A 19,872-nucleotide genomic window follows, 5' to 3' on the forward strand; every position below is an offset into this window, starting at 1 on the left:
TCCCTTATGCGTTTAGTAGTTCAAACCATTTATCTAAACTGTAATCGTAGTTATCCATCACTGTATTCCACACCGCAATATTAGAAAAGCGCTTTTCATAGCTGCCGCCATCGCGAATTTGCCCTGGCATAATTATATTTTTGCCATCGGTACCCGCTAGTGGTTGAGTCGCTTCTTTGCCATCGTACCAATAATCCCATTCGGGGGTGGTAATTATTTCTTTGCTACGTTCTGGATTAGAAATGTAATAACCCTGCTTTGAAATAAATGCACCAGGCCAGCCCGATAACCACCAGTTCATATATTCATAAGCGGCGTCTTTTACGTGCCCTACCGTATTAGCAGAGAGACACATTACCCCATGCCATGCTCGATACCCTTCTTTAGGAGATGCATTAACTACTGGTAAACCTTGGGCTCTACATGCAGTCACCCCCGGTGAAAATATGCTTTGAATATGCACGCGCTTTTTAAGCATAAACTCAACAGATTGTGGCACCGATGTCCAAAACCCAGAAAAATGCCCTGCTTGCTTTTTATTAATTAAAATTGCAAACAGTTTGTCTATTTCTGCAACACTCATATTGGCAATATTATTAAATGTCATCAGCCCTTGAGCCTGGGCTGCCAATGCGGCATCAAAAATGCCTATGGTGGGGGCATTCACCAAACCTACATGACCTTTGTTGCTCTCTTCAAGTAACCAGCCCCAGGATTCAGTCTCGTAAGCCACGCCCTTAGGTATAAAATTAGTGTTATAGCCAAATGAATCTACATTGTGAACATAAGGCATAAAACTTATTTGATCTGTGGCCTGGCTTCCAAGTGAGCCATCTTGTTGAACATATAAAATTTTATTGGGCGCATCGCCTGCGCCTAGTTTTGCTTTCGGAACTAACTTGCCGGTTTTGGTTAGTGGATTTATTTCCTGCCAATATTTTAGTCTTTCTACTTCAATTGGTTGAATAGCATTGGCTTGCCACAATATATTAATTGAGTCAGACCATTGTTCATATAAATCAAATGAAGAGGGATTGGCGGCTGCTTTTTGTAAAACGGCCGCACTCCCCATAGGGGTAAATTCAATATTAATACCGAGCTCTTGCATGGCACGGACCCTAAGCTCTTCTTGTAAAGTTACATGCGTGCCCATGACTCTGAGCGTAACCGGTTTTTTTGCAAACACATACGGCGCTTTAAATGCGACAGCAGAGGTCGCAGCACCGACCGCTAATGTACTTAAAAATTTACGTCGAGTGACATTATTAGCCATACTAATCATCCATTTACTGATACTAATAATGAGTATAGGTAATAATATAAAAAAATCACTAACTTAGCGCTTAAAAAACCACTATTTTAATATAATGAGTGATCGTCATAAATAACATAGTCGTTTAAGCATTATATAAATTTTTTGAGATAACTCTATCTATCCTTGTTACACTAGCAGTGTTGAATTACCTACTCGATTGAGGCGCTTACCCATGGAAAAATTTGTTAATCACATTCAATTAGGCTATTTGGGCTTGCTGCCGTTTTTAGGCTGTGTGGGTTGGCCATTGATGTTTGGCAGTAACAGTGTCAATTTAGAGTTTTTTAGTTTTTACAGCATCGCTATTTTAGCTTTTATGGCGGGTAATTTATGGCATGCAGGGCAACAAAGCTTTGCCGATGCAATTAAAGCTGTGCTGCCGGTCATTCCTATACCGTTTTTATCATTTTTGCCGATTGAGTGGATGCTTGCTTGGTTAGGCGCGAGTTTTTGGTTGGTACTGATTTTCGAAAAAGCGTCGATTCATTGGCAGGGTTATCACAAAGATTACCAAAAAATGCGCTTTGTGCTCACATCTGTGGTGTTTGTGTGTCATATCTTAATTATTGGTATGAGTATTTACCCTAAATAGTCTGCCATTACTTAACCATTGGTCTGTAATAGGGTAACATCCGCGCACTGTATTGAGAGGACACCCCATGATAGACCAATTGCGCCAACAGCTTACTGACCTTGGTGAGAATTTTGTAGAAAAAAACGCCGCTTTTAAAATTAAAGTGATCCCTTTTTTTTGTGCCATAAGCATAAAAAAAGATCATAAAAGCGAAGGACGTCTTTCTTTTTATTCAAATCAACTCATTGAAATACTAATGGTTGTGTTGTTTGTATTGTTTGGTTTATCTATATTTGATCCTGACGCAGGATTTACCCATGGTCCTATCCATATTGTTTTTGCTATTTTGATTACCTTTAACCTAATTTTAAAACAGGTTGCTATTGAGGGTTTAAAAACACGTTTAGCTATGTATAGGTTGCATCAAACACCTAAGCAAACTGATGAGCCCGAAAACCCAAATACAACTAAACGCTAACTATGTATTTAAATCCAAACTGGAACATACTCACGGTAGGTGATGGCGACTTATCGTTTTCAAATGCGCTTTATCGTCATATTAAGCCAAAAAAGTTAGTGGCATCCACTTACGACGAGCAATCAACTATTGAGCAAAAATACCCAGACAATGCGCTCAATGCTTTAAAGTCGCAAAAGGTAGAAGTACTTAATAGCTTTGATGTAACCAACCCACAATGTTGGCAAACGCTTGGCCAGCATTTACATAGTTTTGATGTGGTTATTTTTCAATTTCCGCTTATTCCTGCGTTTGTTGGTCGTGATGCATTTGAACACAATACTCGCCATACCAGCATGAACGTACTTAACCGCGCATTACTGCATCAATTTATAAAATATGCTAATGAGTTTGCTTTAAACCCGCAAGGCGCAGGGCTATGTTTCATCACTTCAAAAGATGTTAAACCTTATCGAGAATGGAATATTGAAGGCAGTTTAAATACCCATTTAAACGCACAATATCAAGGGCAAATGCCATTTGATATTAGTCACTTTAGTGGTTATAAAATTCGCAATGTTGACCGTGATAAACACGTTAAAGACACCAGCGGCATTACCTATGTATTTAGTGAAAAACCCTTACCTGAACTAGCTAGCTTGTTAACTTTGCCTGCTTACTTATCCGATAATTATTGCTCGCTATGTCGTGTAGGGCCGTTTTTAGCTTACGAGGATAAAAGCAAGCATTTTGCTGCTAAAAAACACCTGCAAATGATCAAACTAGAGCAAGACTGGCAGCAATGGTTAACAGCGTTTTATAAGTCAAGCTAGCTTAATTAAGTCAGCTACTTTTTCGGCAATGGCTATCACACAGGCATTGGTGTTGCCGGTAATTATATGCGGCATAATTGAGGCATCAACCACACGCAAATTTTTCACGCCATGTACTTGTAGTTGGCTATTCACTACCGCCATGGGATCTTGCCCCATTTTACAAGTGCCTACAGGGTGATATTCAGTCTCGGCCGTTTGCCTAATATACTCAATAAGCTGCTCATTATTGTTAACATCTAGCGGGTAAACCATATTACCTCTAATTACATAAAATGCTTCACTTTGCATAATCTGCAGTGTTTTTTTAAGCCCCGCTAACATCACGTTTAAATCATCGGGGTGGCTTAAATAATTAGGATCAATAAGTGGTGCACTCAAAGGGTTGGCATCGGCTAATCGAATCGTGCCACGGCTTTTAGGGTGCATAATACTACAGTGAATACTATAACCATGGCCTAGGTGCAGTTTACGGCTATGGTCATCCACCAGCCCAATTACAAATTCAAGCTGTACGTCGGGTACTTTTGAATCGGAAAATAGCTTTATAAAGGCATGTGATTCTGCAAAATTACTAGTAAGCTGCCCTTCACGTTTTACAAACCAATCAACGCATCCTTTTGCAATATTAAGCGCACCACTCGCACTTATACCAAATGTGCCTTTACTGTATTTAGCTTTATACAATGGTACAACGGTTAAGTGATCGTGAAGGTTCTCTCCTACACCAGAAAGCTCGTTTACTATTTCAATATTATGCTGCTTTAGTTGCTCTTTAGGGCCAACCCCCGATAGCATTAAAATTTGCGGAGAGTTAATTGCGCCTGCACTTAAAACCACCTCTTTTTTTGCATGCAATACAACGGCCTTATTGTTTATAGAAACAGAGACTCCGGTTGCGGTTTTATCGCAAAAAAGCACTTTATTAACGTGTACTTTGCTAAGCACAGTTAGGTTTTTTCGGTTTAAATGGGGGGTTATATACGCTTTTGCTGCGCTACAACGCTCCCCTTGATGTTGAGTCACTTGCGATAACCTTGCTCCCACTTGCTGCCCTGCGTTTATATCGGCATTGTGCGGTACACCTTGTTGTTCGCAGGCGTTTAAAAACAGCTGATTTACTGGGCTTGGCTGGCTTAAATCCTGCACATGCAAAGGACCATCAACCCCGTGTACATCACTTTCAGTAAAGGTTTTATTATTTTCAGCTTTAATAAAATAAGGCAATAAACTCTCATAGTCCCAGCCCTCATTGCCCAGTGCAGCCCAACTATTATAATCGTGCTTATTACCTCGAATATAAACCATGGCATTAATGGAACTTGAACCGCCAAGCACTTTGCCACGAGGCATAAATCCGCAGCGGTTATTAAGCTCTTTTTGAGGTACCGTATTGTAATGCCAGCTATTAATGCCATAAGGCACACTAGCAGCAACCCCTGCAGGCATTTGAACCATTGCACCTTTATCACTGCCGCCCGCTTCAATTAAGCACACACTCACATTTTTATTTTCAGATAATCGCGATGCGATAACGCAGCCTGCACTGCCTGCGCCAACAACAATGTAATCAAATGTAGTGATATGCATACTTATTCTCCAATTAAAAAACCAGTTTGCATGGAACATCGAATAAAAACTTGTTATTTTTAGACATCATCACGCAAAAGTATATTTTATGAGCCGCTTAATTAGAGCCACCTCTTTACAAGGAATAGACCATTTAATTGCAGAACTTGGGGGAGATTTCGCTGCCATAATGCAGCAGTGCGCCATTAATGTGGACTTTAATAAACTAGAGCAAGAGACCCTTACTTACCGCGCGTATGCACAGCTATTAGAGCATTGCGCGAATACACTAAACTGTCCAAATTTTGGGTTAAAACTAGCAAGTCTGCAAAGCTTTGATATTTTGGGCCATATTGCAATAGCCGCTCAAACAGGCACTAATTTAGCCGAGGCGCTAGATTGGGTGATAAAATATTTACACTTGCATACGCCAGCGCTTAATTTAACCACTCATCCACTTGATGATAATAAACACGTGTTTTTATCATTCGCTATAAATCTCAGGCCATTACCAGCAATAAACCAGGTAATAGAGCTCACCATTGCATTGGCCATAGCTACCTTAAAAAATATGAGTAATGGCCGCTGTAAGCCACAAAGTGTATTTTTACCTCATACCCTAGGCGCAAATAAGCAGACCTACCACCCGCATTTTGGGTGTAAGGTTATTACTCACAGAAATAGCGCCGGTGTTTTAATTGCCAAACAAGACTTAGATTTAACACTTAACATAACTAAGCAACATAAAACCCAAGCAGCACTTAACTTTTTAGCTGAAAATAATGCTTATAGCCAATCTTTACCCACTCAGGTAAGCGCGCTTATTCGCATTATGCTGCCGATATTTCAAAGCGCTAATAATACTATTGCCGCTGCGCTTAATATTCACCCTCGCACCTTGCACCGAGAACTTAAAAAACACGATACCAGTTTTGTAAAGCTCAAAGACGCCACTCGCCGCGCATTATGTGAGCACTATTTATTACAAAACCAATTGTCGGTGACTCAAATTTCAGAGCTTTTAGGTTATCAGGAGCAAGCTACGTTATGTACTAGCATTAAACGTTGGTTTAATTGCTCTGCCCGCGCATTTAGAGCCAAACATTGTTAAACTGCGCCCTTGTTTAAAAACAGCAAAGGCTATTCATGAATTTTGTAATTGTAGGTACTAATTTTATTAGCGACACGTTATTGGCAGCGGCTAATACTCTCAGCAATTTTAATTTATACGGTATTTGCTCTCGCCAAATAAGCAGCGGTGATCGCTTTTTAGCTAATCATCCAACAAATACCGATGCTAAAATTTTTACCTCTATTGATGCTGTGTGCCAAGATGAACAAGTAGACGTAGTTTATATAGCGGCGCCCAATAGCCTGCACAGTGCATATGCAATACAGTGTTTAAAAGCGGGCAAACACGTATTAGGCGAAAAGCCCTCAGCGGCTAATAGCAGGCAACTTGCGGCTATTTTAACTGCGGCAAAGCAGCATCAGCGCCTTTACATGGAAGCGATGATGACAACGCACTTACCTAATTTTGCGCACTTACAAGCTGCCCTAAAAAAAATAGGCACACCACGTAAGTTTATTGGTCAATTTAGTCAGTATTCATCACGTTACGACAAGTATAAAAATGGTGAGCGCCCTAATACCTTTTTACCTGAATTTGCTAATGGTGCCTTACTAGATTTGGGTATTTACCCACTTTATCTCGTTATTGCATTATGGGGAGCACCACGCTCTGTGCACGCCAGCGGCGTATTACTTGAAAGTGGTGTGGATGGTGCAGGCGATGTGCTTTTAAATTATCCCGACAGACAAGCGGTGATCAGCTATTCGAAAATTTCACAAGGCGAAAATATCACTGAAATTCAGGGGGAATTAGGTCGAATTAGAATTGAAGCCGTGTCGCAGCTTAAAAAAGTAGAGTTTATTGCTAACAATGGTCATAAAGAGCTTATTAGCACGGAATTTGACGAGCACTTTATGAAGTACGAACTCGAGAACTTTATCAATACCATTGAGCAAAATCAGGGGGAGTCTAGCGTTAATACTCATCAGCTTTCTGTCGATGTAATGCAAGTACTTGACACCGCACGCGCACAACTTGGTGTTGTTTACCCAGCAGATTTATCCTCTTAATAAAACAAAAACTATCGGCTAAGCGATAAGCGTATTTTATCGCTTGGCCTTTGAGCACCCTTTACTAAACACTGCTATTTTGAATTAAGCTTAAAAAGATCACAAAATTTGACTTACCTCTAAGATCAAAAGCAGGTAACATGCCGCCAAAATTCATCGCAATCTTTAAGGACATCCATGCAAAAATCAACCAAAGAGCTATTACTGGCTATTTTATGCATATTGCTAGCAATGATGACGATTCAGTCAGGCGCGTCACTGGCTAAACAGCTTTTTCCTATTGTTGGGCCTGAGGGCACAACCGCCTTACGTTTGGGATTTTCGGCCGCTATTTTGTGTTTGATTTTTAAACCGTGGAAACACTTCCCCGTTGCTAGCCAACGCTTACCCATATTAATTTATGGCTTAAGTTTAGGCGGCATGAATATTCTATTTTATTACGCGATAGAACGTATCCCATTGGGTATTGGGGTTGCGCTTGAGTTTACCGGCCCATTAGCTGTTGCGTTGTTTTCTTCTCGCAGAAAACGTGACTTATTTTGGGTAGCCTGTGCGGTAGCGGGTATTTTATTACTCTTACCTGATATGAAAGGCCAAGATAGCCTTGATCCAGTCGGTGTAGTGCTCGCACTTGCGGCGGGTGCCTGTTGGGCTGGTTATATTTTATTTGGTAAAAAAACAGGCAGCCAAAGCTCTGGTGGCGCAACGGTTGCGATGGGCATGACCATTTCAGCCATCGTGCTTGTGCCTTATGGTGGTATTTCACAAAGCGCCGCATTTACTTGGGATATTATTCCATTAGGCATTGCTATCGCCGTACTTTCGAGCGCCCTACCTTATACTTTAGAAATGATCACGCTGCGTAATATGTCGCCGCAAGGGTTTAGCATTATGATGAGTCTTGAACCTGCTATTGCAGCACTAGCCGGACTCATTATTTTAGGAGAACTGCTCAGTATTTGGCAGTGGCTGGCTATTTTGCTGGTAATTATAGCCTCGGTAGGCAGTTCCATGTCTAATGGTAAAAAGCAGCCCGCGACTTAGGGTCTGTTGAACTTTTTTAATTGCGTCATGAGCTATCATGGCGCAGTGCCACTCTCTGCATTTTACAGCTCTCTCTTATTGCGTTTAAGCCTACGCCTCACCTAACTTTGAATTATAACGTCTTTATATAACTAGCTATTGTACTTATAACAATAAGCATTAACTTTTTGTGTGCATTATTTATACAAACACTTTGTTTTATTTAAACTTTAAATTTAAGTAAAAACCCGCAACCTAATTTTTATTCTAAAAAAGTGAATTAAAATTCATATTTTTATTTCCATCAACAAAACTCCCTGATATTATTAGCGCTCATTTATTAACGTACTAAATCTAACTGGGATCAATTTTTATGTTTAAACCAAGCCTGTTAACCTTGGCTGTATCAAGCGCACTGAGCGGTGTATTATTTAGCGGTAATGCAACAGCACAAGAGCAAATTATTGAAAAAAATAAATCGCTTGAAGTTATTGAGGTTACAGCAACACGCCGAAGTGGCTCTATTCAGGCTGCGCCTCTTAATATTACTGCGCTTGATGCCGATGTAATGAAAGACCAAAATATCAGCGAATTAGCCGATGTAGCGCGTTGGGTGCCAGGTTTAACAATTACTGATCAAGGTGGTCGCTCTGGCTCACCTATTATAGTTCGTGGATTAAATACAAATTCATCAGGCCCTTCATCAGATGGCGGCACGGTAGCCACTTACATTAACGAAATTCCAGTATCGGTAGATATGCGTCTTGTTGATGTAGAGCGTGTGGAAGTGCTTATTGGGCCACAAGGCACATTGTATGGCGCAGGCACACTTGGTGGCGCTATTCGTTACATGCTTAAAGAGCCAGAGCTTGATTTCACCTCAGGTGAAGTATTTGGTGATGTTTTTCAAACTCAAGAAAGTGATTCAATCGGTGGTGAAGCGGGTTTTATCTTCAACTTACCATTAATTGAAGACAAACTGGCGGTTCGTACCAGCTTAAATATTTATGAAGATCCTGGGTTTATTGACTACGCTTACACCGTTCGTGAACCTGGTGTGTCGATTACCGACCCTGATTGGACAAACCTTGATGCAGTAAACAGCAATCTTAAAAATGTAAAAGACGCCAACGGTGAAACCACCACAACTGGGCGTATTTCATTGCGTTACAAAGCAAATGAATCATTCGAAGGCACATTAAACTACTTCTACCAAAAGCAAGACACCGAAGGCCGCTCAATTGTTCATCACAATAGCCTTAACGAAAATAATGGTTTAAATGATCGCATCGGCAAATACGAGTCAGCGTACCGTTTTGAAGAGCCACGGGAAAAAGAAGATCAATTACTGAGCCTTGAACTTAAAGCCGACTTAGGTTTTGCCGAGCTGGTATCAGCTACCGGTATTTCACACTTTGAAGCCGATGGTCAACGCGACCAAACTGACCTTTTAATTCGTTTAGACTATGGCTACGAGGAGTTTCCTTCGTTTTCAGCATTTACCCGTGAGTTAGACGAAGTCGATACCTTCACTCAAGAGCTACGTTTGGTCTCACAAAGCGATAGCGACCTAAGCTGGATTGTTGGTGGTTTTTACAACAAAACCGACACTGATGCATCAAGCCGAGAGTACACACCAGGCTTTGATCAGTTCGCCGTTGATAATTTTGGTGGCGCACAGCTAAGACCAGACTCTTTAGAGTATTTAGAAATTACTGGCAGCAAAGTAACTGAATCTGCACTTTTTGGTGAAGTGGGTTACCAAGTAACCGATAAACTCGACATTACCATTGGCGCGCGTTTTTACGAATACGACGTAGAATCAAAAGCGGCTTTTGATTTCCCATTAGCAAATACCTTGTATGAAGGTGCTGCACCTGATGAAGTTTCAGTTAACTTTGAAGAGAACGAAGCTGGTGACAACGGTAATCTGTTCAAATTTAATGCTAAATACCAATTCACAGATTCAGTGATGGCGTATGCAACCATTAGTGAAGGCTTTAGAATTGGTGGCTCAAATGGCTTAGTGCCTTGCCCAACCCCTCTACCTGAGGATCAACAAACAGGCTGTGGTACACCTGATGAAATGTTGTATGAGGCAGATACTACCACCAACTATGAGCTAGGCTTCAAAAGTACCTGGATGAGAAGCCAGCTGCACTTTAATGCTGCGCTATTCAATGTAGATTGGGACAACGCACAGATTGCCGGTGCAACAACAGTAGGCCAATTACCGTACCTGTCAAATGCAGGTAGCGCTAATGCGAAAGGGATTGAAATTGCCACGCGTGCAATTTTATCAGACTCGTTTACTGCCTATGCAACTTATGCCTATACAAAAGCAGAGCTAACCTCAGACGCTCCGTATTTATTTAATGCCGATGGCACTGATGGCGCAAAAGATGGCGACCGTTTACCGGGCTCACCTGAGCACCAGTTCTCTATGGGGATTAACTACCAAACAGACGTTTTAAATGATAAAACCCTTGATATTAACTACGGTTTAACTGCACAAAGTGATGTAATTTCAAAAGTAGGCCTACGTGACAACGGTGAAGCACTCCCAGGTTATAGCTTAAGTAATATTTCAGCTAAATTAACCGCCGATGCGTGGTCGACTACTTTATATGTAGATAACCTATTTAATAAATATGCGGTTACTTCTGTTCGTCGTTCAGATGCGGATATTACAACAGCCAATGGCGCAGACATACAACGTAACTATGGTTACTTTATTAATCGCCCACTTACTGTTGGCATTAAATTTAACTATAAGTTTGAAATATAATTAAGCGACAAGTTTGAGATGTAATTAAACGAAAAGTTTAAGTACAATCAAGAGGCTCAAATTAATTTTGAGCCTTTTTATTTGTAAGCACATTATTTATAAGAGTATTCATGCAGCCAAACTTAAAGCAACTACACCAAAGCGCTATCAACAACTTAAACCAAGGCAATATTCAGCAAGCGCATAAAGCACTGGTTGAGCTGGTTACACAAAAACCAGACTTTGCTGATGGCTACTTTTTACTCGCTATGGTTAATTTAAAGGTTGGCCAAATTTACAAAGCGATAAAGCTAATTGAAAAAGCATTAAGCTTTACTAAGTCTATTGAATATACAGCGCAACTTGCCAAGTGTTACGCCCTTACCGGCGATTTACAAAAAGCAAAAAACATCGCCCTCAGCGTTAAGATTGAACATATTAGTAAAGCACTTGATGCCGATACATTAGGCGTCGCGCTCACCCAAGCGGGTTTACATCAACAAGCAGCTGATTACTTTATATGCGCATTAAGTTTAGCTGAGGCGAGTAATACTCGTCAGCCGCAGTTTTATTATAACTATGGGGTGTGTGCTAAATTTTTAGGCCAGTTTGATAAAGCACAGCAAGCGTTTGAAAATGCCATTGCACTGAACCCGCTTCATCATCAAAGTCATTTTGCCTTAGCCGATTTAACTAAAGTCACCGAACATAATAACCACATAGCGCGATTAAAAAATGTATTCGAACAGGTCAATCATCCCGACGCTAAACTGCATATAGGTCATGCGCTCGCAAAAGAATATCAAGACTTAGGAGAGTTTTCAGCAGCCTTTGCCGCGTTACAACATGGTAAAGCAGCAAAACTCGCTAATAAGGCGTTTGATAACCAAGCGTCTGAGGCTTTATTTGCACATATTAAACAGCTCAGTGATAAGTACAAAAACCAACAAACAGCTGGCAACCAAAGCAGTGAGCCAATTTTTGTATTAGGCATGCCGCGCTCTGGCACCACATTAGTTGAGCGCATTTTATCAAGCCACAGCGACGTACAATCAGCAGGCGAACTGCAAGACTTTGGCCTAAGTGTAAAAAAACTCAGCCAAACACCCACGCCTCAAGTACTCGATATAGACACTTTAAGCCAAGCTTACCAGCTTGATTTTGCAAAACTTGGCAGCACTTACCTTGAAGCAACGCGTGTTGTAACCGGCAGCCATAAACACTTTATTGATAAACTACCGTTTAACTTTTTTTATATCGATTTAATTACCAAAGCCCTGCCAAACGCCAAAATAATTTGTCTACTTCGCGACCCCATGGACACCTGTATTGGTAACTATCGCCAGCTATTTACTATTAACAACCCGTATTATGCTTACTCCTTAGACTTACTCGACACAGCTAAATTTTACAGCCGCTTTTATAAACTGATGCAGCACTTCAGCACCCTGCACAGCAATATTAAACTAGTAAAATACGAAGAACTCATCGCCGCACCAGAGCAAAAGATAAAAGAGTTAGTGAGCTATTGCGACTTAGACTGGCAACCACAGTGCCTTGATTTTCATTTAAACACCGCACCGGTTTCAACCGCTAGCAAAATGCAAGTGCGCCAACCGCTTAACAACAAAGCCATAGGCCGCTGGAAGAATTTTAAGCCCCATACAGATGAAGCGCAGACTCATTTAGTTAATGAAGGAGTTATAGGTTTAATTAAATAACAACAATTGTTACGTGGACGGATAGTTCAGTGTGATTAATTTGAAAGTTACCGGATGGATTCACGAACTCTGATCAAGCGGGTTGATATAATAATTAACTATGCCACTACATGGGAACTATTCATACAATGGGCTTTAGTTTATAAAGGGAAGGTTTTAATGCCCTAATTAGGCCACGTTAATAAAATGCGCTGCCCTAAGTCGTCCCTGCATTACTAAGCATATTTATTGCCTGATATTAAACCGAATTAAGCGCGTTAAATCAACACACTAATTTCGACTATAAGTTAAGTTGAATATGAGCGTCTCAATTAACATAAGCGTTTTGTATTATCGATTGTCTGCAAAGTGCGGTCATTGGTAAACTTTGATGTATGAAGTCAAGATTTGACCTCTTTTGTTTAGCGAGAGCCAATTACGCTGAATGAACGATTTTCGCTTTTTTACGGAGTTCGGTTGAGTGCTATTTGTAGACGATCAGGTGTTGTAATGTCTGAAGTCAAGATTTGCCCCCTCTAGCCTAACGATACTGTCAAGTTTGACAGTTTGTCATGGTAAGTACTTTTGAAAACAATGACAATAATGATTGATTGTATAATTCTATAATTTTAATGCATCCCCATAAAGTTGGTACTTAACTTGTTGAGAGCTGTGGGTACTATGAATAAAGCCAAAAGACTCCAAAGGCATAACATCTAGTACTTTTACATCAGGAGTTTTCTTATTAACTATTTTTGATGCTTTAGGGGATAAAACTTTTTTTGTACTGTATTTAGGTTTAGTTGCGCATAAGACAGTTTCAGTATAAGTTTTATAGATCTTGATAGATTCTTCTCTTGGGAGTGAGCTACTTCCAAAAGTTGTAATTAATGCAATGAAATTTGAAGATGTATAGCACTCCCAAGTTTCTTTATGAAATGCAGTCTTTGAACCATGATGAGGAACTTTAAATAAATCAATTGACCTTTTTTTAGGCGCGAGGTGTGTATTTATTGCCGAATCCCAACCACCTCTTTTATCAAGAGTAATTTCTAAATCTGCACCTAGTAAAATGCTCTTCTTACTATTGAGGTTTTCTATATTGATTGCAATACAAAAGTGGTTTGGGAAATCTTTACTTGCGGACTGCGCTAAGGTTCTTTTATTTTCAACAGATTTTATAATTTTTTTTGTAAACATCTCAGTTGATTTAATAGAGTCATAATCAGAAGGAGATAATGCTGAGATTATATGATTTTCATTTTTGAAAATGACTTTATCTTGGTTTAAACGAATAATAAGCCGTTCTGATTTTTTCATCAATTTAAAAACTTTCTGAATCTCAGAAGTCATAGACTTAATATCAAAACCATTAATAATTTCTAAAGAAGAATAATAATTTAATGCTTCATTTGTAGTTAATGCATCTGGCATATAAACCTTTGCATCTGGTGAAGCTGACTCGATTATAGAAGACATTCCTTTTATATGATCTTCATGAAAGTGAGTTATGACGATTCTCTTCAATACAAGGCTAGGATCTAAACCAATTGATTCTAAATAACTAATTGCAGCTGGTTTTTTAGTTTTAACGTTAATAAAACTATCAACGACCATCCAATTATCTTGCTCTAATTCAACTAAAATTGATTCTCCGTTACCACGGCCAAATACAACTACATTTATGTCTGGCATTTTTCACCGCAATTAAACGAAAATATTTGAATACTTTTGGAAGTTATTTTCTAATCGGCCTTTTAAGGCTCTGGGCGAAACGTAAGTCAAACGCATCCTAAAATCTGAAAAGTTTTCAGAATGAGGTACCAACTTGTTATTTAAGTTTTTGTAGGTCGTTCTAGTTCCGATCCGCCAGTAGAAACCTGCATTTGGAATTATTTTGCTTACTTCGGAATTTAAAAAATTTGAGAAAGGAACGGTTATTGTCATAACTTGCATATTTTCTTCAATATCATAAACCGATGCGCACAACTCTTTATTGACTTCATCAACACTGTCGATAGTACAAAAAAATTCACTCTCTAAATCTTCTACAACTTGTTGTTTATTTAATTCAAAACTTGTTTCTTCATTAGATTCATGAATATCATCAATAGCATCTAAAGTAATGCTTCCTAATTCATATTGTAAATTAAACTTTGAAGATATTTGGGTGAGATTATTACATATATCTTTATTATATTTTTTAAATGAAATTGTTGGGCTAAGTGATTTGGATAATAGCTTTTCATTTACAGGCTTATTATCTGTAGATGAAAAAGAAGTTTTATCTAGAGGGGTATCTATAGAATCTGTACATATAGCAAGATTATTCATGAAAAGCTCTCCACAATTCCTTTTATATTTTGAGGACCCAATTTAAATATCTCATCAAAATATTTCTCAATAGTTATTTTTGCATTTTCCATTGAACCGCTTTTACCTAAAGGAAAGTGATAATTTAAGATACACTCGGTACAAAATTCATAATCCTTATCTTTTGTTCCTCTAACCGGGAGGATAGAAATGTTTAACTGTGGTTGTTCTTCGACATTTTCAATTACAGGCTCGAGTGCTGATTCAATACGCATAGAAATATTTGTCATTCCTGCCCGAGAATCTTCTTTACCAAATAGATCTAACCATTGTGATTTAGGTGTTAAAGCATCACCAAAATTGTTCCATTCTTCTTGTGTTTGATGAGTAATCCAAGATTTATAATTTATTCCCATAATGGTAGGGTTAGCGGTATCGTTATAGTCCAGTAATGAAAAAACAAAATCTCTAAATAAAGTTATTGAGCTTAAATCAGTTAAAAAAATTGAAAGTCTATTTTGTGTATTACGTGTAGGTTCTGTTCTTAAGTTACCCCAAGGAAGAGAAATCTGTAATTCAGCTGGTGATACATATTCTACGTCAGTATTTTCTTTATCATTTTCATTAATGAGCCCCATTTGAAGTAGGTTGTCAGGCAGATGATGTAAATTGTTAAATTTTCCAATCAACACTACAGAAAAATTAGTATCTCTAACCTTGTATGAAACACTCATCGAACAGAACCCTTAATTTAAATTTATATAAATTCTCGAGAGACTCTACATTAAATTGAATCTATATAATAGTCAACAAATTAGGTAGTTTCCAATTCTAAAGAATTTCAAAATTTGGAGCCGATCTTTGATTTTGATATATCCCCAACTAACTCTATTAAATAGGATTATAGATCGTTCAGATAATTATCCATTTTTCTTTAGTTTTGTTTTTTAGTTCTCTATACATAACTTGACTCTCCTTTGCCGACAATTTATATCGATGCACAAACTAGACATCTGAAGATTTACTTTCCCCCAAAGTGTAATCATTACGTTGTTGTGATATGAAATATTGCATTCTGCCAAAGGGCCAGTATCTGGTAAGTAACCGCGGTACTATAGTGATGAGCTGATAGGGTCAAATTTTGACTTCAGACATTAAAACTCTTAACTGACCTCTCCTCGCCCTTACTTGCCTTCTAGGTTTTGATCTAATAGTCAAAACTCAGCATGTAAATTAATGGTTATTGCTCATCGGCGTCGCGAATGCGTTCTTTACGTTCTTGCTCTTCATCAAAGGCGGCTTGAATTTCGTCAAGTACTGAGTCTACATCTGCAGCTTCGCTGTCGTCTTCAAATTCGCCACTGAGTTTTGAGTGCGGGGTTAAGTTAGCATCTGCAAACAATGCCCACATTTCTTTGGCGTATTGCGTGTGTAATAACGCCGGTGCAAATTGGCCATAATAGCGGCGCATGTTATTTACATCGCGGGTAAACATGGCTTCGGCGCTATTATTAGCAGAGGCGTTAACCGCTTGAGGTAAATCAATAATTACCGGGCCGTTACTATCTACAAGTACATTAAACTCCGATAAATCACCGTGAATAATCCCAGCGCACAGCATGAGTTTAATGTAGTGCATCATTGATGTATGTTGCTCAATGGCTTGTTGCTCAGTTAAATCAACCGCGCCAAGTTGTGGTGCAACATCGCCTTCATCATCACTTACAAGTTCCATTAACAAAACACCGTCAATGCAGCCGTAAGTTTGCGGTACGCGAACACCTGCTGAGGATAAACGCGAGAGTGCGTCAACCTCGGCATTTTGCCAAATTTCTTCTTCTAATTGGCGGCCATAGCTTGAACGTTTACCCATAGCACGGGCTTGGCGGCCACCACGTACTTTTCGCCCTTCTTGGTACTGTGCTGCCTTTTTAAAACTGCGCTTACTGGCCTCTTTGTAAACCTTAGCGCAGCGAATCTCATCGCCACAGGCGACTACAAACACATCGGCCTCTTTACCGCTCATTAAACGGCTGATCACTTCATCAATAAAACCATCATCAACTAATGGCTGTAAGCGTTTAGGTATTTTCAAACAACACCTACTAAAAATACAGGGTTGGCTTTTTGTTTTGCTATGTGGTTCAAACGAGGCATACCTTTGGGGATTGAAGAAAATTATAAATTATTAGTAAACTTTAAAGTTACATTTAATGACTAAATTACGCAGCTAGAATAAGCGACTACACAGAAAAAGCCAACCGCCTTTTTTGCTTTTTAAGTATTATTGAGCCCATATTTAATTAAAACAGCATAAAAATGCTAACAAATAAAAAAAACAATAAATACATAACTAAAATTGTTAACTTATTCCAACCTAACCAAACTTCTACCTACATCATTTAACTCCCCGCAATACGCTTCAGTCAATTAATATTATTGTCTTTGGTTAAAGTTTATACTAGCAGTTTTTCTGTTATGTAAACGCAAAACTAGCATATAGCTAAGCGCTCATTCAGTAAGACTGCATTATTATTAATACTTTATAGAACATTAATAAACACAGGATTATTACACAGGAGTATATATTACATGGCAACCACACCTAAAAAGTCACATGAGGTTAATAATGTACAATCGGCCTTATTAAACCCAGAGCACAGCATTCAAGTAAGAGGCGCACGTGTTCATAACTTAAAAGATGTGGATGTAAACCTGCCTCGTAATTCACTTGTGGTGTTTACCGGTATATCGGGCTCGGGTAAATCATCGCTCGCCTTTGGAACATTATTTGCCGAATCGCAACATCGTTATCTTGACTCGGTTTCACCTTATGCACGCAGATTAATTGATCAGGTAGACGAGCCTGATGTAGATTCAATTGAAGGACTGCCACCAGCGGTAGCATTACAACAACAGCGTGGTGCACCCTCGGTACGTTCATCGGTGGGTAGTGTAACCACTATATCTAACGCGCTGCGAATGCTTTACTCACGCGCAGGCGAATACCCCAAAGGGCAAGGCATACTGTACGCCGATGCGTTTTCGCCCAATACGCCTCAAGGCGCCTGCACAGAGTGCCATGGTATTGGCCGCGTTTTTAACGTAACCGAAGAGCTGCTAGTGCCCGATCCCACTAAATCAATTAAAGAGCGCGCCATTGCAGCATGGCCGCCGGCTTGGCAAGGTAAAAACCTAAGCCGTATTCTTACTTCTTTAGGCTACGATATTAATAAACCGTGGAATACCCTGCCTAAAAAAGCCCGTGATTGGATTTTATTTACCGACGAAACACCTACAGTGCCCGTGTTTCCTGAGTACACACTTGAGCAAACACAAGAGGCAATTAAAAATGAAGAAAGCCCTAGCTACATGGGTACATTTACAAGTGCTAAACGTTTTGTTTTACAGTCTTTTACGAGCACTCAAAGCCCACGTACTAAAAAGCGCGTATCGCAGTATATGCAAATATCACAGTGCCCGCAGTGCGAAGGAAAAAAACTCAAAAAAGAGTCGTTATCGGTTAAAGTAGCTGGTCTTGATATAGGCGAAATTTCGCAGCTAACACTCAATGAGCTGGCAGATAAGCTAAGGTTTGCTGCTAATAATCCCGCTAAAAGTAACGCTGCAAACCCCGAAAAAGCCATAGTTGCAAAGCGTATAGCAGGCGACATTCTTAAACGCGTTGAAGCACTCACCAAACTTGGTTTAGGGTATTTATCGCTTGAACGAACCACCCCATCGTTATCGCCTGGTGAATTACAACGCTTAAGGCTTGCAACGCAAATTCGATCAAAATTATTTGGTGTAGTGTATGTGCTAGACGAACCCTCAGCAGGCTTACACCCTGCCGATACACAAGCCTTATTAGCCGCACTAGATGAGCTAATTGCCGCTGGTAACTCAGTGTTTGTGGTTGAGCACGACGTAAGTGTTATTCGCCATGCCGATTGGGTGGTTGATGTAGGACCAAATGCGGGCTCCCGTGGCGGTAATATTGTTTATAGCGGCCCTGTTGCAGGCTTAAAGCAAATTAGTAACTCACACACGAGCCAGTATTTATTTAAAAATGACGAATCTCAGCAAGCTCAAATACAAAGTAAACAACGCCCAGCAAAAGCATGGCTAACGCTTAAAAATGTTGAGCGTAATAACTTACAAAAACTTAATGTAGAATTTCCGCTTGGGGTTATTACAAGTGTTACAGGGGTATCAGGCTCAGGTAAATCAAGCTTAGTAAGCCAAGCGCTTGTTGAATTGGTTTACGATGCACTAGGGCAAAAATCGCAGCCACAAATACCTACAGATGAAGCCGAGCTACTCGAGCAAGAGCTCGATATAACAACTGGCGGGCAAATAACTCACGGCATTGAACACATAAAGCGCCTGGTAACGGTTGATCAAAAAGCCATTGGCCGCACACCTCGTTCAAACCTTGCAACTTACACGGGCTTATTTGATCACGTACGTAAACTGTTTGCCAATACCAAAGAGGCAAAAGCGCGTAAGTACGATGCCGGTCGCTTTTCGTTTAACGTTAAAAAGGGTCGATGCGAAAATTGCGAAGGCGTAGGCTTTGTAAGCGTGGAGCTGTTATTTTTGCCTAGCGTGTATTCGCCTTGTCCTGTATGTAACGCCAAGCGTTACAACCAAAAAACACTCGACATTACCTATAAAGATAAAACTATTGCCGATGTGCTTAATTTAACCGTTGAATCAGCGCATACATTTTTTGCCGACGAACCTATTATTTTGCGCGCGCTAAATGCGCTGCTACAAGTAAGTCTTGGCTATTTACGTTTAGGCCAACCTGCTACTGAGCTTTCGGGCGGCGAAGCCCAACGTATTAAACTTGCCACTGAACTACAGCGTACTCAGCGCGGGGATACACTTTATATTTTAGATGAACCAACCACAGGCCTACACCCAAAAGATGTAGATATGCTAATGGCGCAGTTAAATGGCTTAGTTGATGCTGGCAACACCGTCATTATGGTTGAGCACGATATGCAAGTTGCTAGTAACAGTGATTGGGTTATTGATATTGGTCCAGGAGCCGGCGATGAAGGCGGGGCAATAGTTGCACAAGGTAAACCAAACGAGGTCGCGCAATCTACAAAAAGCCGTACTGCGCCTTTTTTAAAAGCGCTGTAAAGTCACGCATACTCAGATTAAAAGG

General features: G+C 39.8%; 15 protein-coding genes. 9 read left to right on the forward strand and 6 right to left on the reverse strand.

Annotation, left to right across the window (positions count from 1 at the left end):
* Window positions 1-4: 4 nt before the first annotated feature.
* Window positions 5-1,273 (reverse strand): extracellular solute-binding protein, encoded by a 1,269-nt coding sequence (locus tag B1F84_RS16995; protein WP_131692175.1) that lies wholly within the window; start codon window positions 1,271-1,273, stop codon window positions 5-7.
* 214 nt (window positions 1,274-1,487) lie between these two features.
* Between B1F84_RS16995 and B1F84_RS17000 the strand changes: the two genes are divergently transcribed.
* The 3 genes from B1F84_RS17000 to B1F84_RS17010 all read left to right on the forward strand — a co-directional run bounded on the left by B1F84_RS17000 (window position 1,488) and on the right by B1F84_RS17010 (window position 3,179).
* On the forward strand, window positions 1,488-1,907 hold the full coding sequence (locus tag B1F84_RS17000) for a DUF3429 domain-containing protein (RefSeq protein WP_010389229.1): 420 nt from the start codon (window positions 1,488-1,490) through the stop codon (window positions 1,905-1,907).
* A 67-nt stretch (window positions 1,908-1,974) separates the two neighbouring features.
* On the forward strand, window positions 1,975-2,367 hold the full coding sequence (locus tag B1F84_RS17005; RefSeq protein ID WP_131692176.1) for a hypothetical protein: 393 nt from the start codon (window positions 1,975-1,977) through the stop codon (window positions 2,365-2,367).
* Between the two features lie 2 nt (window positions 2,368-2,369).
* Complete coding sequence (locus B1F84_RS17010; RefSeq protein ID WP_131692177.1) at window positions 2,370-3,179, forward strand: class I SAM-dependent methyltransferase; 810 nt, start codon at window positions 2,370-2,372, stop codon at window positions 3,177-3,179.
* On the opposite strand, the gene B1F84_RS17015 is transcribed toward B1F84_RS17010, so the two are convergent.
* Window positions 3,171-4,769: a GMC family oxidoreductase N-terminal domain-containing protein gene (locus tag B1F84_RS17015; RefSeq protein ID WP_131692178.1), complete on the reverse strand. Its 1,599-nt coding sequence runs from the start codon at window positions 4,767-4,769 to the stop codon at window positions 3,171-3,173. The two genes, B1F84_RS17010 and B1F84_RS17015, sit on opposite strands and share 9 nt — an antisense overlap.
* An 88-nt stretch (window positions 4,770-4,857) precedes the next feature.
* Between B1F84_RS17015 and B1F84_RS17020 the strand changes: the two genes are divergently transcribed.
* From B1F84_RS17020 to B1F84_RS17040, 5 genes are all read left to right on the forward strand, one after another.
* Window positions 4,858-5,859, forward strand: a complete 1,002-nt coding sequence (locus tag B1F84_RS17020) for an AraC family transcriptional regulator (RefSeq protein WP_131692179.1) — start codon at window positions 4,858-4,860, stop codon at window positions 5,857-5,859.
* Between the two features lie 35 nt (window positions 5,860-5,894).
* Window positions 5,895-6,890, forward strand: coding sequence for a Gfo/Idh/MocA family oxidoreductase (locus tag B1F84_RS17025; protein ID WP_131692180.1), 996 nt, complete (start codon window positions 5,895-5,897; stop codon window positions 6,888-6,890).
* A gap of 177 nt (window positions 6,891-7,067) precedes the next feature.
* A complete protein-coding gene (locus tag B1F84_RS17030) occupies window positions 7,068-7,934 on the forward strand; it encodes a DMT family transporter (protein ID WP_131692181.1) in 867 nt (288 codons plus the stop codon).
* Window positions 7,935-8,286: 352 nt separating this feature from the next.
* Window positions 8,287-10,701, forward strand: coding sequence for a TonB-dependent receptor (locus B1F84_RS17035; protein WP_131692182.1), 2,415 nt, complete (start codon window positions 8,287-8,289; stop codon window positions 10,699-10,701).
* Window positions 10,702-10,811: 110 nt separating this feature from the next.
* Window positions 10,812-12,401 (forward strand): sulfotransferase, encoded by a 1,590-nt coding sequence (locus tag B1F84_RS17040; RefSeq protein ID WP_131692183.1) that lies wholly within the window; start codon window positions 10,812-10,814, stop codon window positions 12,399-12,401.
* 600 nt (window positions 12,402-13,001) lie between these two features.
* On the opposite strand, the gene B1F84_RS17045 is transcribed toward B1F84_RS17040, so the two are convergent.
* The 4 genes from B1F84_RS17045 to B1F84_RS17060 all read right to left on the reverse strand — a co-directional run bounded on the left by B1F84_RS17045 (window position 13,002) and on the right by B1F84_RS17060 (window position 16,788).
* Window positions 13,002-14,075: an MBL fold metallo-hydrolase gene (locus B1F84_RS17045; protein WP_131692184.1), complete on the reverse strand. Its 1,074-nt coding sequence runs from the start codon at window positions 14,073-14,075 to the stop codon at window positions 13,002-13,004.
* Window positions 14,076-14,087: 12 nt separating this feature from the next.
* A complete protein-coding gene (locus tag B1F84_RS17050) occupies window positions 14,088-14,714 on the reverse strand; it encodes a hypothetical protein (protein ID WP_131692185.1) in 627 nt (208 codons plus the stop codon).
* Window positions 14,711-15,427 (reverse strand): hypothetical protein, encoded by a 717-nt coding sequence (locus B1F84_RS17055; protein WP_131692186.1) that lies wholly within the window; start codon window positions 15,425-15,427, stop codon window positions 14,711-14,713. Before B1F84_RS17055 ends, B1F84_RS17050 begins: the two co-directional genes overlap by 4 nt.
* Window positions 15,428-15,933: 506 nt before the next feature.
* Entirely contained in the window at window positions 15,934-16,788 is an 855-nt protein-coding gene (locus B1F84_RS17060) for a PA4780 family RIO1-like protein kinase (protein WP_131692187.1), read from the reverse strand.
* A 497-nt stretch (window positions 16,789-17,285) separates the two neighbouring features.
* Here B1F84_RS17060 and uvrA point away from each other — a divergent pair, with 497 nt between their 5' ends.
* Window positions 17,286-19,847 carry an excinuclease ABC subunit UvrA gene (gene uvrA, locus B1F84_RS17065; RefSeq protein ID WP_131692188.1) on the forward strand — a complete coding sequence of 854 codons (2,562 nt, stop codon included), beginning with the start codon at window positions 17,286-17,288 and terminating at the stop codon, window positions 19,845-19,847.
* The last annotated feature ends 25 nt before the right edge of the window (window positions 19,848-19,872 follow it).

The organism is Pseudoalteromonas sp. DL-6, from assembly GCF_004328665.1.
Lineage (GTDB): Bacteria > Pseudomonadota > Gammaproteobacteria > Enterobacterales > Alteromonadaceae > Pseudoalteromonas.

What these genes read in the sequence shown, in the direction of transcription:
- B1F84_RS17025 (WP_131692180.1), top strand. Translation starts at nt 5,895, where the DNA reads ATGAATTTTGTAATTGTAGGTACTAATTTTATTAGCGACACGTTATTG.
- uvrA (WP_131692188.1), top strand. Translation starts at nt 17,286, where the DNA reads ATGGCAACCACACCTAAAAAGTCACATGAGGTTAATAATGTACAATCG.
- B1F84_RS17045 (WP_131692184.1), bottom strand. Translation starts at nt 14,075, where the DNA reads ATGCCAGACATAAATGTAGTTGTATTTGGCCGTGGTAACGGAGAATCA.
- B1F84_RS17035 (WP_131692182.1), top strand. Translation starts at nt 8,287, where the DNA reads ATGTTTAAACCAAGCCTGTTAACCTTGGCTGTATCAAGCGCACTGAGC.
- B1F84_RS17000 (WP_010389229.1), top strand. Translation starts at nt 1,488, where the DNA reads ATGGAAAAATTTGTTAATCACATTCAATTAGGCTATTTGGGCTTGCTG.
- B1F84_RS17050 (WP_131692185.1), bottom strand. Translation starts at nt 14,714, where the DNA reads ATGAATAATCTTGCTATATGTACAGATTCTATAGATACCCCTCTAGAT.
- B1F84_RS17005 (WP_131692176.1), top strand. Translation starts at nt 1,975, where the DNA reads ATGATAGACCAATTGCGCCAACAGCTTACTGACCTTGGTGAGAATTTT.
- B1F84_RS17020 (WP_131692179.1), top strand. Translation starts at nt 4,858, where the DNA reads ATGAGCCGCTTAATTAGAGCCACCTCTTTACAAGGAATAGACCATTTA.
- B1F84_RS17030 (WP_131692181.1), top strand. Translation starts at nt 7,068, where the DNA reads ATGCAAAAATCAACCAAAGAGCTATTACTGGCTATTTTATGCATATTG.
- B1F84_RS17055 (WP_131692186.1), bottom strand. Translation starts at nt 15,427, where the DNA reads ATGAGTGTTTCATACAAGGTTAGAGATACTAATTTTTCTGTAGTGTTG.
- B1F84_RS16995 (WP_131692175.1), bottom strand. Translation starts at nt 1,273, where the DNA reads ATGGCTAATAATGTCACTCGACGTAAATTTTTAAGTACATTAGCGGTC.
- B1F84_RS17040 (WP_131692183.1), top strand. Translation starts at nt 10,812, where the DNA reads ATGCAGCCAAACTTAAAGCAACTACACCAAAGCGCTATCAACAACTTA.
- B1F84_RS17010 (WP_131692177.1), top strand. Translation starts at nt 2,370, where the DNA reads ATGTATTTAAATCCAAACTGGAACATACTCACGGTAGGTGATGGCGAC.
- B1F84_RS17015 (WP_131692178.1), bottom strand. Translation starts at nt 4,769, where the DNA reads ATGCATATCACTACATTTGATTACATTGTTGTTGGCGCAGGCAGTGCA.